We start from the raw sequence: 12799 nt of genomic DNA, 5'->3' as shown, positions 1-12799 counted from the left end.
GCCATTAGCGAACAGGCGCGCATGCTGCGGGCCCGTCCAGGTGAAAGTTGTGACCCGAATGCCCGAACTCGACCGGTCGGTGCCCGCGCTGGTGCTGCGGCTGGACCGGAACCCCTTCCACCACGGCACCCTGGGCGCCGTGCGCTCCCTGGGCCGCGCGGGCGTGGAGGTGCACGCCGTCGTCGAGTCGCCGCGCAGCCCCGTCGCCCGCTCCCGCCACCTGCGCCGGGCCCATCCGCGGCCGCCCGGCGCGCCGGAACCGGACGTCCTCGTCGACGCCCTGCACCGGGTCGCCGAGCGGATCGGCCGGCCCGCCGTGCTGATCCCGATGGACGACCTCGGGGCCGTCCTCGTCGCCGGGCAGGCCCACCGCCTCGCCGGGCGGTTCCTGCTGCCGCCCCAGCCCGCCGACCTGCCCGGCACCCTCGCCGACAAGGCGGAACTCGCCGAGCTGTGCGCCGCGCACGGCATCCCGCACCCCGAGACCGCCGTCCCCGGCGACGCCCGGGAGGCCGCGGCGGCGGTCCGGCGGATCGGGGTGCCGCTGGTCGCCAAGTGGAGCCGGCCGTGGCTGCTGGACCCGGCGTCCGGCCTGCGCAGCACCAGCCTGGTGGGCTCCCCGGCCGCCGCCGCCCGGCTGTTCGAGCGCAGCGCCGAAGCCGGGAGCCGGCTGCTCCTCCAGCGCCGGCTGCCGGACCGACCGCACGCGGACTGGTTCTTCCACGGCTGCTTCGGCGCGGAGGCGGTCTGTCTGCACGGGGGCACCGGGCGCAAGGAGCTGTCCTGGCCGCCGCGCACCGGGCTGACCGCCCTCGGGCGCTGGAAGCACAACGAGCAGGTGGCGCAGGCGGGCCGCCGGCTCGCTCAGAAGGCGGGCTACCGGGGCATCCTCGATCTCGACTTCCGGCGGGACGCGGACGGCGCGTACCGGCTGCTGGACGCGAACCCGCGGCCCGGGGCGCAGTTCCGGCTGTTCACGGGGGCGGACGGACTGGACGTCGTCCGCGCCCTGCACCTGGACCTGACCGGGCGGGCCGTCAACGCCTCCGGCGACCGGCCCGGCCGGGTGTTCCTCGCCGAGAACTACGCGGTCCTCTCCGCGCTGGCCTCCGCCCGGCCGGGCTCCGGGGTGCGGCTGCGGGCGGGCGCCGGGGTGGAGACGGCGTGGTTCGCGGGCGACGACCCGGCGCCGTTCGCGGCGATGGCCGGGGCGTTCGCCGGGCGGGGCCTGGCGAAGGCGGCAGGGCGGCTGCGGGCCGCGGTACCGGGGGCGGCGGCCGTGCCGGCGGCACGGCGGGAGGCCGCGCCGGGGCGGGAGGCCATGCGGGGACCGGGCACCCCGGCGCCCGGAGCCGCCGGGAACGGGCCGGAGACGGGCGCGCCCGGAGCCGCCGGTACGGACAACGACCCGAGGAACGGGAGCGCACCATGTACGACCTGGCAGTGATCGGCGCGGGCCCCTACGGGCTGTCGGTGGCGGCGCACGCGGCCGCCGCCGGACTGGACCTGCGGGTCTTCGGACGCGTGATGGCGTCCTGGCGGGACCACATGCCCGGCGGGATGTTCCTCAAGTCCGAGCCCTGGTCGTCCAGCCTGTCCCACCCCGGGGGCGGCCACACCCTCGGGCAGTACGCCGCCGCGCACGGCTTCGAGGCGGTGCACGGGCGGCCGATCCCGGTGGACGCCTTCGCCGGGTACGGCGCGTGGTTCGCCGGGCGGGCCGTGCCCGCCGTCGACGAACGGACCGTCACCCTGGTGGCCCCGGCGGACGGCGGCTTCCGGGTGCGGACCGCCGACGGGGAGGAGGTCCGCGCCAGGACGGTGGTGCTCGCGGTCGGTGTGATGCCCTTCCGCGACGTCCCCGACCCGCTCGCCGCCCTGCCGGCCGGGCTGTGCACGCACAGCAGCGGGCACCGGGACCTCGCGGCCTTCGCGGGGACGGAGGTGGCTGTGGTCGGCGCGGGGCAGGCGGCGCTGGAGACCGCGACCCTCCTGGCGGAGCTGGGTGCCCGGCCCGTCCTGGTCGCCCGGACCCACCGCCTGCGCTGGAACACCCTTCCGGCACCGCTCGACCGGCCCCTGCCGCGCGCGATGCGCACCCCGCACAGCGGTCTCGGCACCGGCTGGAGCACCTGGGTGTGGGCCGAACTCCCGGGCGCGGTCCGCCGGCTGCCCGCCCGTACCCGCCGCCGCCGCGCGGACACGGCGCTCGGCCCGGCCGGAGCGTGGTGGCTGCGCGAACGCTACGAGGGCCGGGTGCCCGAACTGCTCGGCAGCACCGTCCGCGCCGCGAAGGCCCGCCCCGACGGCCGCGTCCGCCTGGAACTGCGCGGCCCGGACGGCACCACGAGCGCCCTCGACACCGGCCATGTCGTCGCCGCGACGGGCTTCACCCCCGACCTGGAGCGCCTGGACCTCCTGGACGACGCCCTGGGCCGGACGCTGCGGCTCTCCCCGGGGACACGGGCCCCGGACCTGAGCGCCGCCTTCGAGTCCTCCCACCCGGGCCTGTTCTTCGCGGGCCTGCTCTCCGCGCCGACCTTCGGCCCGGCGATGCGCTTCGTCCACGGTGCGACGTACACGGCCCCCCGCCTCGTCGCGGGCGTCCGCCGCCGGCTGCGCGACACCCCGCGCCGCACCGCGTTCCCGCGCCCGGCCCGCCCGCTGCCCGCGCCGGAAGCGACGAGGGGCGCGGGCCACTGAGCCTCAGGGGGCGCGGGCGGGCAGGCCCCGGCCGAGCCCGCAGCCGCCTTCCGGAGCAGCTCGCGCCGCGGGCGGGAGGGTGCGCGTCCGGCCGCGGGATGTCCGGCCGGTGGGCCCGCGGCCGGACGGGGCGGCGCCCGGGTGCGGGTCGACCGCGGGCCCCCGGCCCCGGCCTGTCGGCCGCGCTCCGGAGGCCACCCGGCCGGCTCGCGCCCGCAGGGGTGCGGGTGCTCGGCCGGTCCGGCCGGCGTCCGCGGCCGGGCGGGTTCGGGCCGTCAGGCGGAGACGCGGTGGTGGTCGTGGAGCCAGCCGCGGCGGGGTGGTGGGGACGGGATCGCGTCCGGTGCGTCCGGGGACGGGCCGGACGCGGGCGGGTAGAGCGTCAGGCGCTGCCACTCGCCGTCCGCACGGCCCGGGAGGGTGCGGCCCGCGGCCGCCCACTCCAGGGCGAGCTGGTCGTAGATCGGGCTCGGGGCGACCGGTGGCGGGGCGGTCGGGGCCGGGTCCGCGGTCGGCCGGACGCGTTGCATGCGAGCCGGCGCCGTAGTGCTTGCCATGAGCGGCCAACGCGCGCCGCGCGGGGGAGGTCACTGCCGCGCCGGGGCGCCGGGGGACGTCGGGAACGGCCATTCGACGGGCGGGCCCCGGGCCGCCCGCGTGATCAGCCGCGTGACACGGGGCGCGTCGCCGTCGTTTGGGTCGGTGGGACCCGAAGATACCGACGACGGGCCGCGGGAAGGGGACCGATGAGACGTATGGCCACTGCGCTGACGCCGGCGCTCGCGCTCGTGCTGGGGCTGACCGCCTGCCAGGCGGACGGCGGACCGGGGGAGCCGGGGGAGACGGCCCCCCGGGACGCCAGACGCGCCGCCGGCGCGGCCCCGGCGGTCGCCGGGATCGGCGGCACCGCCGACGCCGACGACCGCGCGGGCGGCGGACATCTGCGCGTCACCCTGAACGGGGTCGTCGACCCCGCCCTCGGCGTCCGGGCCGAGCCCCGCCCCGCCGCCGGGCACCGCTGGGTCGGCCTCGACCTGTCCGTGGTCAACGTCGGCGGCACGGCGTACGAGCAGGCCGTGGGCGGCGGGGCCTGGGTGGCCGACGAGCGGGGCCGCAGGCACCGCGCCGTCACCACCGGGGAGCTGACCACCGGCTTCCCGCTCGCCCGGGCGCGGCTCGGCGCCGGCGAACACCGCGACGGCTGGCTCGTGTTCGCGCTCCCGCACGGCTCCCGCGCGGTGAGCCTGCACTGGCCGTCCGGGGACGCGGAGCACCGCTGGACCCTGTGAGCGGACGGCCGCGCACCGCGCGGGGCACGGCCCCCGGTCCGCGTTCACCCGCGCAGGTGAACGCGGACCGGGAGAGCCCCGGCCGGGCACTAGGGTGCCGAGCCATGACCACTGCGAACTCCCTCACAACGGCCGTCGACCCGGCGGAGCTGGGCACCCTCGTGCTCCTCGCCTGGACGGGCGACCCGGACCAGGGGCACGACACCCCGTACCTCGTGGCCTACTCGCTGGGCGACGGCCGGGGCGGCCCGGAGGCGGCCGGCCGGGCCCTCACCGCGCTCATCGGGCAGCTGGGACTCGCCACGGGGGACGTGCTCCACGACCGCACCGGCGAGGGCACGTTCCCGGTGCAGCTGCTCATCCAGGCCGGCCAGGCCGTCGTCACCATGCCGCACATGAACGCCCAGTGCCCGGCGCCCGCCGAATGGCTGGCCGCCGCCGAGCAGCGCGGCACCGTCCACTTCATGATCGCCGCCCGTCCGTGGCCCGAGGCGACGCCCGGACAGCCGCTCACCGAGGCGGTCCTCCAGGCGTTCCTGGGCGACGAGGCCGTCCTCGCCGACACCGCCCACGTCCTGCTCCCGGTCTCCCGCCTGCGCGGCTGACCCCCGCGCGCCCCGGGTCCGGGCCTCCTCGGGGGCCCGGACCGGCCGGGCGTCACGACGGGCCGAGCGCGAACGGCATACTGCGGACCCGGTTGTCGAAGCTGGAGTCCACCAGCCCGGGCTCCCCGACCGCCCGCAGTCCTTCGGCGCGGGTCAGCAACTCACGGAACAGGGCCTTCATCTCCTGCCGGGCCAGATGGGCGCCCAGGCAGTAGTGGGGACCGCCCCCGCCGTACCCCAGATGCGGGTTGGGGTCCCGGGTGATGTCGAAGACGTCCGGGTCGGTGAAGACCGCCTCGTCGCGGTTGGCCGAGGCGTAGAACAGCACCACCTTCTCGCCGGGCAGGAAGCGGTGGCCCCCGAGTTCGCACTCGGTCGCGACCGTCCGGCGGAACTGGATGATCGGCGTCGAGTGGCGCACGATCTCCTCCACCGCCCCGTCCGCGTACCGGTCGAAGTCCGATTCCAGCAGGGCCCGTTGCTCCGGGTGCGCGGTGAGCAGGTCCAGGCCGTGGGCGATCGCGTTGCGGGTCGTCTCGACACCGGCGACCAGCAGCAGCGAGAAGAAGGCGCCCAACTGGCGTCCGGTCAGGCCGCGTCCGTCCACATCGGCGGCGACCAGCGCCGACACCAGGTCGTCGGCGGGCCGCAGCCGCCGTTCCCGGCCGAGCCGCGCCATCTCCCACTGCATCCGGGCGAGCGCCGCCACACCCCGGCCGGGCACCCGCAGTCCCCGCCGCACGCCCACGTTCTCCGAGGCCCGGTCGATCCGGGCGGCGATCGAGGCGCGCATCTCAGCGGGGACGCCCATCAGGTCGCAGATCACCTCGAACGGCATCCGGGAGGCGACGGCGGGCACGAAGTCCGCGGCCGTGCCCCGGGACGGGTAGCGCGCGATCATCTCGTCGACGATCCGCCGGGCCACCTCCCGCACGTTCTCCTCGGCCGCCGCGAGCAGACGCGGGGTGAACGAGCGGCCCACGATCCGCCGCAGGTCCGCGTGTCCGGCGCCGTCCAGGTTGACCATCGAGTTGCCGAACAGCGCCTTCGCCCACGCGGCCGGCTCCGGTGTGGTCACCCCCGGCGCGCTCGCGAAGTCCCGGGGCCGCCGGCTCGCCCCGGCCACGTCCGCGTGCCGGACGAGGGCGTGGAACGGCCGCCCGGCGGCCTCCCCGAAGCGGACGGGCCCCGGCAGGGTGCGCAGATGCGCGAAGGCGGCGAGGCGCGCGGAGCGCGGCAGGGACCAGAACGCGGGGTCCGCCAGGTCCGCCGACTCCGGCGGCGGCACCGTCTGCTGCTGTCCCGGGATCCTCTGTGCCACGACGACCTCCTGTCGCCAGGGCCGGCCCGCGTCGGTTCCGTCCCCGTCAGTTTCCGTCCCCGGATTGCTGCGGACAGGGGAAAGACGGCGGAAATCCGCACGGGTCGCGGCCGTGTGCTCGTTGTTCTCGTTGTGCCTGCTGTTGCAGGCAACGGACCGACAGGCGTCCGGGTCACTCCCGAGGAGACGAAGACAGTGAAGAAGTCGACAACGCGCGGAACCCTGGCGGCCGTCGTGGCCTGTGTGGCCTCGGCGGTCGGAGCGTCGGCCATGGGCGCCACGCCCGCGGCGGCCGCCGGGTCCGTGCCGGTCACCGTGCCGCTGGAGAGCGTGGAGGCCGCGCTGCCGGTCGACGCGCCCGCGCTGAGCACCGGCGTTCCCGTCCCGGTGCCCGGTGCGCCCGAGGGGCCGCGCCACGTCACCGGAAACCTGCTGCCCGAGAACACCCTGCCCGCCGTCCCGTTCACCGCCGAGCTGCCCGAAACGCTGCTGGAGCTGCCCGTGGAGAGCCCGCTCGGCGAGGGGAACCTCGGCGTCGCCCACGTGGTGTCCGAGGCGTCCGACCTCACGCTGGAGAGCCCCGGCGCCTCCCTCGGCGCGCCGCTGACCCAGCCCCGGCCCGAGCTGCTCGGGCAGCCGGAGCCGACCCTGCCGCAGGCGGGGATCGTCGCCCCGGTGCTGCGGGGCGCGCCGGCGGCGGCGCTGCTGCTCGGCTGATCGCGGCGGGGGCGCGGGCGGTCCGGGTGGCGGTCCGGCCGCGCCGGGCGTGCGGGCCGCTTCGGCCCCCGTCCGGCCGAGCAACCCTTCGGGCGCGCCCTCGTTGTCCCGGGCAGAGCCTGCCTGCACCGCAGGAACGGACCCACGGGGAGGGTGACGACATGGACCGGACCGACGGCAGCACGGGGACCGGCGGCGTGCGTGCGGCCGCCGCCGGGGAACCGGCCACCGCCACCGGTGAACACGCCGGGGCGACGGAGGGCCGCTCCCTCGCCCGCCGTCTGCTGCTCCGCGCCCTGCTGACGGCCGGTGCGATCGCCGGCACGGCGGGCGCCCTGGCCCCCCTGCTGCTGCGCCGGGAGGGCGCACCCGGCCGCCCGCAGGCGCCCGGCGGCGGCACTCCGCACTCGCTGGAGCGTTTCGCCGAGACCTACCGGGGGCGCCACATCCAGGGCAGCGCCACCGTCATGGTCCCGGCCGCCGTCGCGAACGGCCTCCTCCGGGGGACGGACGCGGAGGCCCGGGCGCGGGCCGGTGTGCCGAGCGTCGAGGTGCGGATCGACGGCCGCCCCCTGCATGTGATGCGCCGCGCCGACGGCAGCTACCTGAGCCTGGTCAACCACTACGAGTCGTTCCCGACCCTGCGCGAGGTGGCCCGGGCCGCCGTCGACGAACTGGGCGACGCACAGCTCTCGTTGACCCCCCTGCACCACGTCTGACCCGGGAGGGAGCGCCCGTGTACACCCGCGCCAACCAGCGGAACCTGACCCGCGCGCAGAAACGCCGTTTCGTCGACGCCGTACTCGCGCTGAAGCGCTCGGGCCGCTACGACGAATTCGTGCGGATGCACGGCCAGTTCTATGTGACCGACGCCGAGGACCGGGCCCGGGCCGCGCACATGACCCCCTCGTTCTTCCCCTGGCACCGCCGCTACCTGCTGGAGTTCGAGCGAGCCCTCCAGCAGATCGACCCGGGGGTCTCGGTCCCGTACTGGGACTGGACGGTGGACAACAGCCCCACCTCCTCCCTCTGGGCGGAGGACTTCATGGGCGGGACCGGGCGCCTCGGTGACCGGCAGGTGATGACCGGCCCGTTCGCGCACACCAACGGCAACTGGCGGATCAACAGCCGGATCACGGACGGCAGGTTCCTCACGCGGGACCTCGGCCGGCCCCGCGACCCGGTGGCCCTGCCGACCAAGGAGGAGGTGGCCAGGGCGCTCGCCGACCCGGTCTACGACACCGCCCCCTGGAACTCCACGGCGCCCCGCGGCTTCCGCAACACCATCGAGGGCTGGAACGGAGGCGCGGAGGCGCGCTGGCTCAACCACAACCGGGTGCACCGCTGGGTGGGCGGGCTGATGATGGGCGCGACCTCGCCCAACGATCCGGTGTTCTGGCTGCACCACGCCTTCGTGGACCTGCTGTGGGCGCGCTGGCAGACGGCGCACCCCGAGTCCGGCTATCAGCCCGCGAAACCGCTGCCGGCCTCCGACCCGGCGGCGGGGCAGGTCTTCGCCGCGGACCAGCCGCTGCCGCCGTGGGACGTGAAGCCCTCGGCGCTCCTCGACCACACCCGGTACTACCGCTACGTCTGAGGCGGGGAGAAGGGGCCGGTCCGGATCATCCGGACCGGCCCCTTCTGCGTCCGGCCCGGACCCTTCCGCGTGCCGCGCCGCTTCTGTGGCCGCGCCGCTTCCGCGTGCCGCGCCGGTTCTCCGTGCGCGCCCCCGCTCTGGGCGCGGCACACACGGCCGCGGCCTCCCCCGTGTGCGGAACACGGGGGAGGCCGCCGGTCATGCCGTGGTGGTGCGGTACAGCCCTGTCACCGAGGTGATCAGTAGGCGCCGTTGCCGTCGGCGTTGACGCAGGTGTTGCCGAACGCCGGGTTGAGCAGCGCGATGACGTTCACCGTGTTGCCGCAGACGTTGACCGGGATGTGGACCGGGACCTGAGCCATGTTGCCCGAGAGGACACCGGGGGAACCGACGGCCGCACCGTGCGCTCCGGCGTCGGCGGCAGCCATGCCGGCGCCGCCGGCCAGGATGGCACCCGTGCCCGCGACAACGGCGGCGGCCTTCGCGATACGCGACATCAACTTCTCCTTGCACGATCAGAGGCGGCCGCAGGGGTTTGCGGCCATCACGCACCGTTCAACGCCGAAAGCGGACGGCGGTAACGGATCAGGACGAACTCCGACCCCAACGGTCCCGTCGGCACCCTCCCGGAGGAGTCCGAGCGCCCTCTGCGACGGTGCTTTCGTTCGTGTGTTCTATTTTCGGGGTACGCTGGACGTCATGGCAGCACATCTCCAGGGCTCCCTGTTCGACCAGGCCGACGAGATCCGGCCCGGCCCGCTCGGCGGGCTGCGGCGGACGGTCCTCGGGGCGGGGGCGTGGCTCGACGTCCTGCCGGGCTGGCTGAGCGGGGCGGACGCCCTGTTCGCCGTACTGGAGGCAGAGGTCCCGTGGCGCGCCGAGCGCCGCCGGATGTACGAGCGCACGGTGGACGTGCCCCGGCTGCTCGCGTACTACGGCGCCGGCGACCCGCTGCCGCACCCCGTCCTGGTGGAGGCCCGGGAGGCTCTGTCCCGCCACTACGCGCGGGAGCTGGGCGAACCCTTCGTGACGGCCGGGCTCTGCTACTACCGGGACGGCCACGACAGCGTCGCCTGGCACGGCGACCGGAGCGGCCGGGGCGCCCGGGAGGACACCATGGTCGCGATCCTCTCCGTGGGCGCGCCCCGGGACCTGGTCCTCCGCCCGGCCGGGGGCGGGGGCACGTCCGTCCGGCGGGCCCTCGGGCACGGCGATCTGGTGGTGATGGGCGGTTCCTGCCAGCGGACCTGGGAGCACGCGGTGCCGAAGACCGCGCGCCCCACCGGGCCGCGGATCAGCGTCCAGTTCCGCCCGCGCGGGGTCAGCTGACCGCCGCCGCCGGACCGGGGTGCGGCCGACCGGGCTCAGCCCACCGGGGTGCGGCGGACCGAGCGGCCCGCCAGGACATCGGTGCGCCGGGCGTCCTCGATCACCGGGCGGCCGTCGATCAGGACGTGGGGGATGCCCGTCGGCAGGGCGCGCGGCCGCTCGAAGGTGGAGCCGGCGGCGACCGTGTCCGGGTCGAAGAGGACCAGGTCGGCCCGGTACCCCTCGCGCACCAGGCCCCGGTCCGGCAGGCGCAGCCGGGCGGCCGGGCGGGAGGTCAGATGGGCCACGGTCTCCTCCAGGGAGAGGATGCCCAGCTCGCGGGCGTAGTGGCCGAGGTAGTGGGGGAAGGTGCCGTAGGCGCGCGGGTGGGGCTTGGCGCCCTGGAGGATGCCGTCGCTGCCGCCGGTGTGGACCCGGTGGCGCATGATCGCGCGGACGTTCTCCTCGTGGCCGACGTGCTGGAGGATCGTCGGGCCGAGCCGGTCGCCGATGAGCAGCCGCCGGGCCGTGGTCCAGGGCGCCTCACCGCGCGCGGCGGCCGTCTCCGCGACCGTCCGGCCGACGTGGTCGGCGAAGGCGGGGTCGGTGACGCCGGAGATCTCGACGGTGTCCCACTCGATCGGCACCCCGTGGCAGCCGTCCGAGCCGGTCTCCTCCAGGTGGTGGCGGATGCGCTCGGCCGTGGCCTCGTCCCGCAGCCGGGCGAGGACCGCCTCGGGTCCGCCCTCGCCCGCCCAGCTGGGCAGCATCGCGACCAGGGTGGTGCAGCCGGGGGTGTACGGATAGGTGTCCAGGGTGATGTCCGCGCCCGCGTCCAGGGCCTCGTCCAGCAGGGCCAGCAGGTCGGGGGCCCGGTCCTTGTTGACACCGAAGTTCATGGTGGCGTGCGCGAGATGGAGGGCGCAGCCCGCCTTGCGGGTCAGGCCCACCATCTCCGCGTACGCCTCCAGGGCGCCCGCGCCGTAGGAGCGGTGGTGGGGGCAGTAGTAGCCGCCGTAGCGGGCCACCACCCGGCACAGCTCGGTGAGTTCGGCCTCCGAGGCGTACATGCCCGGGGTGTACGTGAGCCCGGAGGACATGCCGACCGCGCCCTGTTCCAGGCCCTCGGCGACCAGCTGCCGCATCCGGTCCAGGTCGGCGGGGCCCGCCGGGCGGTCCTCCCAGCCCATGGCGAGCATCCGGACCGTGCCCTGGGGGATCAGGTACGCGGCGTTGACGGCGGTCCCCTGACGGTCGATGCGGTCCAGGTACTCGCCGACCGTGCGCCAGTCGAAGTCCACCCGGTCGTCGTCCGGACCGCCGCCGTTCCAGCCGTTGACCGCGGCGCGGACGGCGGCCAGGGTGGCGTCGTCCACCGGGGCGTAGGAGAGGCCGTCCTGGCCGAGGACCTCCAGGGTGACCCCCTGCGCGGCCTTCGCGGAGTGGTCCGCATCGCGCAGCAGGGCCAGGTCGCTGTGCGCGTGCATGTCGATGAAGCCGGGGGCCAGGGCGAGGCCGTACGCGTCGAGGACCCGGGCGCCGGTGAGCGACGGGGCACCCGGGTCGCGGCGTATCTCCGCGATCCGGCCGCCGCGGAGGCCGACGTCCGCGCGGTAGGAGGGGCCGGCGCTGCCGTCGACGACACGCGCGCCGCGGATGACGAGGTCCATGGGGGCCTTTCGGACGGGGACGGCCAGGTCGGGCGGGGGGCGCGGGCCCGCGCGGGCCGGGGCCTGTGCGCGGGCCGTGTGCGATCAGAAGCGTTGTGATCAGAAGAAGGTGCGGATGTAGTCGGTGACCGTGCCGTCCCGCTCCACGACCGGGATGAGCTGCCACTTGTCGAAGGCCGTGCACGGATGGGAGAGGCCCATGCCCACCCAGTCGCCCACCTCCAGGTCCGCGTCCGGCGCGGTACGCAGCCAGGCGTGCTGGTCGGAGAGGCCGGTGACGGTCATCCCCTCGGCGGGGCGGATCTCCCCGGTGCGCCCGTCGCGGACGACCTGCGCCTCGGGCAGGTCCAGGTCGTGGGCGGCGTCCCGCTTGCCCGCGTTGACGAAGGCCTGCTCGCCGGACGGGCGGGAGACGACCTGCGCCCACAGCCGGAACGCGGGCTGGAGGGCGCCCTCGGCCGGTACCCGGTTGAACGGGGTCAGCCGCCGGTAGTGGCCGTCGTCGTGGGAGACATAGGCGCCCGAGCGCAGCAGCTTCAGGACGGGGGCGGACAGCTCCGGGATCTTCGCGAACACCTCGGCGACCGTGTCGAACCAGGCGCTGCCGCCCGCGCTGACCACGATCTCCCCGGCGCCGTCGAAGCGCCCCGCCGCGTCGAAGTCCCCGGCCAGTGCGACCAGTCGGCGCAGCCAGGCCCGCACCCGCTCCTCGTCCGCCTGCGGGACCTCGCCCTCGTACCCGGCGACGCCGACCAGCCGCAGGCGCACCGAGGCGGCCACCGCGTCGGCGACGGCGGCGCACTCCGCCTCCGTGCGCGCCCCGGTGCGCGCGCCCTCGCCCGCGCCCAGTTCGACCACCACGTCCAGCGGGCGGGACGCCCCGGCCCCGGTCAGTGCCTCGTCCATCAGCTCGACCCCGCGCACCGAGTCCACGTACACGATCAGACGGAACTCCGGGTCGGCCGCCAGCTCGCCCGCGATCCAGTGCAGGGCGGCCGCGTCGACCACCTCGTTGGCGAGGAAGATCCGGCGGATGCCGTAGGCCCGGTAGACGCGGACCTGGTGGGGGACGGCGGCGGTGATGCCCCAGGCGCCGCGCTCCAGCTGGCGGGCGAAGAGCTGGGGGGACATGGAGGTCTTGCCGTGCGGGGCGAAGGCGAGGCCGTGCTGCTCGGCGTAGTGCTCCAGCAGGTCCAGGTTGTGTGCCAGGGGTTCGGCGGCGAGGGCGAGGACCGGGGTGGTGAAGCCGCCGGTGAAGAGGTTGCGGCGGGCCGCCGCCAGTTCGCCGACGGTCAGGCCGAGGGCGTCGGGCGGGAGTGCCTTGAAACGGTGGTCGACCGTTTCCCCGGCGAGTCCCGAAGCGAGTTCCGCGGCGAGTCGTGCGGCGGGGTCGTCGGCGGCCATGAGGCGTCCTCCTCCACACCGTTGCGTTGTGTGCAACGGTCATTGCGTATATCGCTCAGCGCTGTCTAACATCCGAGCCAATGCCGGGTCAATGGTGTCCGGCTCCGTGCCCGGCCCCGGGACCGGACCCCGGATCGGATCCCGAACCCGACCCGGAACCCGATCCGGAACCCCGCTCCGGGACC

13 protein-coding genes are annotated in these 12799 nt (G+C 76.1%); 8 read left to right on the top strand and 5 right to left on the bottom strand.

The annotated features are described in order from the left end of the window. The first annotated feature begins 58 nt into the window (after positions 1–58). A complete protein-coding gene (locus C593_RS0102620) occupies positions 59–1447 on the top strand; it encodes an ATP-grasp domain-containing protein (protein WP_018845757.1) in 1389 nt (462 codons plus the stop codon). Continuing rightward, on the top strand, positions 1429–2703 hold the full coding sequence (locus tag C593_RS0102615) for an NAD(P)-binding domain-containing protein (protein ID WP_018845756.1): 1275 nt from the start codon (positions 1429–1431) through the stop codon (positions 2701–2703). Before C593_RS0102620 ends, C593_RS0102615 begins: the two co-directional genes overlap by 19 nt. A gap of 275 nt (positions 2704–2978) precedes the next feature. Here C593_RS0102615 and C593_RS28655 read toward each other — a convergent pair whose 3' ends face one another. Further along, a complete protein-coding gene (locus C593_RS28655; RefSeq protein WP_018845755.1) occupies positions 2979–3233 on the bottom strand; it encodes a hypothetical protein in 255 nt (84 codons plus the stop codon). Between the two features lie 225 nt (positions 3234–3458). Here C593_RS28655 and C593_RS30855 point away from each other — a divergent pair, with 225 nt between their 5' ends. Together C593_RS30855 and C593_RS0102600 are read left to right on the top strand one after the other, a co-directional pair. Then, positions 3459–3992, top strand: a complete 534-nt coding sequence (locus tag C593_RS30855; RefSeq protein WP_018845754.1) for a hypothetical protein — start codon at positions 3459–3461, stop codon at positions 3990–3992. Between the two features lie 104 nt (positions 3993–4096). Beyond that, positions 4097–4597, top strand: a complete 501-nt coding sequence (locus C593_RS0102600; protein WP_018845753.1) for a DUF5949 family protein — start codon at positions 4097–4099, stop codon at positions 4595–4597. A gap of 52 nt (positions 4598–4649) precedes the next feature. Here C593_RS0102600 and C593_RS0102595 read toward each other — a convergent pair whose 3' ends face one another. Then, positions 4650–5918 carry a cytochrome P450 gene (locus C593_RS0102595; protein ID WP_018845752.1) on the bottom strand — a complete coding sequence of 423 codons (1269 nt, stop codon included), beginning with the start codon at positions 5916–5918 and terminating at the stop codon, positions 4650–4652. A 195-nt stretch (positions 5919–6113) separates the two neighbouring features. On the opposite strand from C593_RS0102595, the gene C593_RS0102590 reads away from it, so the two are divergent. The 3 genes from C593_RS0102590 (at position 6114) to C593_RS0102580 (ending at position 8232) form a co-directional block, all read left to right on the top strand. Then, a complete protein-coding gene (locus tag C593_RS0102590; protein WP_018845751.1) occupies positions 6114–6635 on the top strand; it encodes a hypothetical protein in 522 nt (173 codons plus the stop codon). A gap of 161 nt (positions 6636–6796) precedes the next feature. After that, positions 6797–7354, top strand: coding sequence for a tyrosinase family oxidase copper chaperone (locus tag C593_RS0102585; protein ID WP_018845750.1), 558 nt, complete (start codon positions 6797–6799; stop codon positions 7352–7354). Between the two features lie 17 nt (positions 7355–7371). Then, positions 7372–8232 (top strand): tyrosinase family protein, encoded by an 861-nt coding sequence (locus C593_RS0102580; RefSeq protein ID WP_018845749.1) that lies wholly within the window; start codon positions 7372–7374, stop codon positions 8230–8232. Positions 8233–8471: 239 nt separating this feature from the next. Here C593_RS0102580 and C593_RS0102575 read toward each other — a convergent pair whose 3' ends face one another. Next, positions 8472–8729, bottom strand: coding sequence for a chaplin (locus tag C593_RS0102575; RefSeq protein ID WP_018845748.1), 258 nt, complete (start codon positions 8727–8729; stop codon positions 8472–8474). A gap of 202 nt (positions 8730–8931) precedes the next feature. Here C593_RS0102575 and C593_RS0102570 point away from each other — a divergent pair, with 202 nt between their 5' ends. Beyond that, the gene (locus tag C593_RS0102570) at positions 8932–9561 is read left to right on the top strand and encodes an alpha-ketoglutarate-dependent dioxygenase AlkB (RefSeq protein WP_018845747.1); all 630 of its coding nucleotides are present in this window, start codon (positions 8932–8934) and stop codon (positions 9559–9561) included. Between the two features lie 35 nt (positions 9562–9596). Here C593_RS0102570 and C593_RS0102565 read toward each other — a convergent pair whose 3' ends face one another. Together C593_RS0102565 and C593_RS0102560 are read right to left on the bottom strand one after the other, a co-directional pair. Then, the gene (locus tag C593_RS0102565) at positions 9597–11210 is read right to left on the bottom strand and encodes a D-aminoacylase (protein ID WP_018845746.1); all 1614 of its coding nucleotides are present in this window, start codon (positions 11208–11210) and stop codon (positions 9597–9599) included. A 99-nt stretch (positions 11211–11309) separates the two neighbouring features. Then, positions 11310–12614, bottom strand: coding sequence for an alanine racemase (locus C593_RS0102560; RefSeq protein WP_018845745.1), 1305 nt, complete (start codon positions 12612–12614; stop codon positions 11310–11312). Between the last annotated feature and the right edge of the window lie 185 nt (positions 12615–12799).

Source organism: Streptomyces sp. CNT372 (assembly GCF_000377145.1).
Note: the sequence above shows the minus strand (reverse complement) of the source record. Positions and strands in the feature narration are given on the sequence as shown.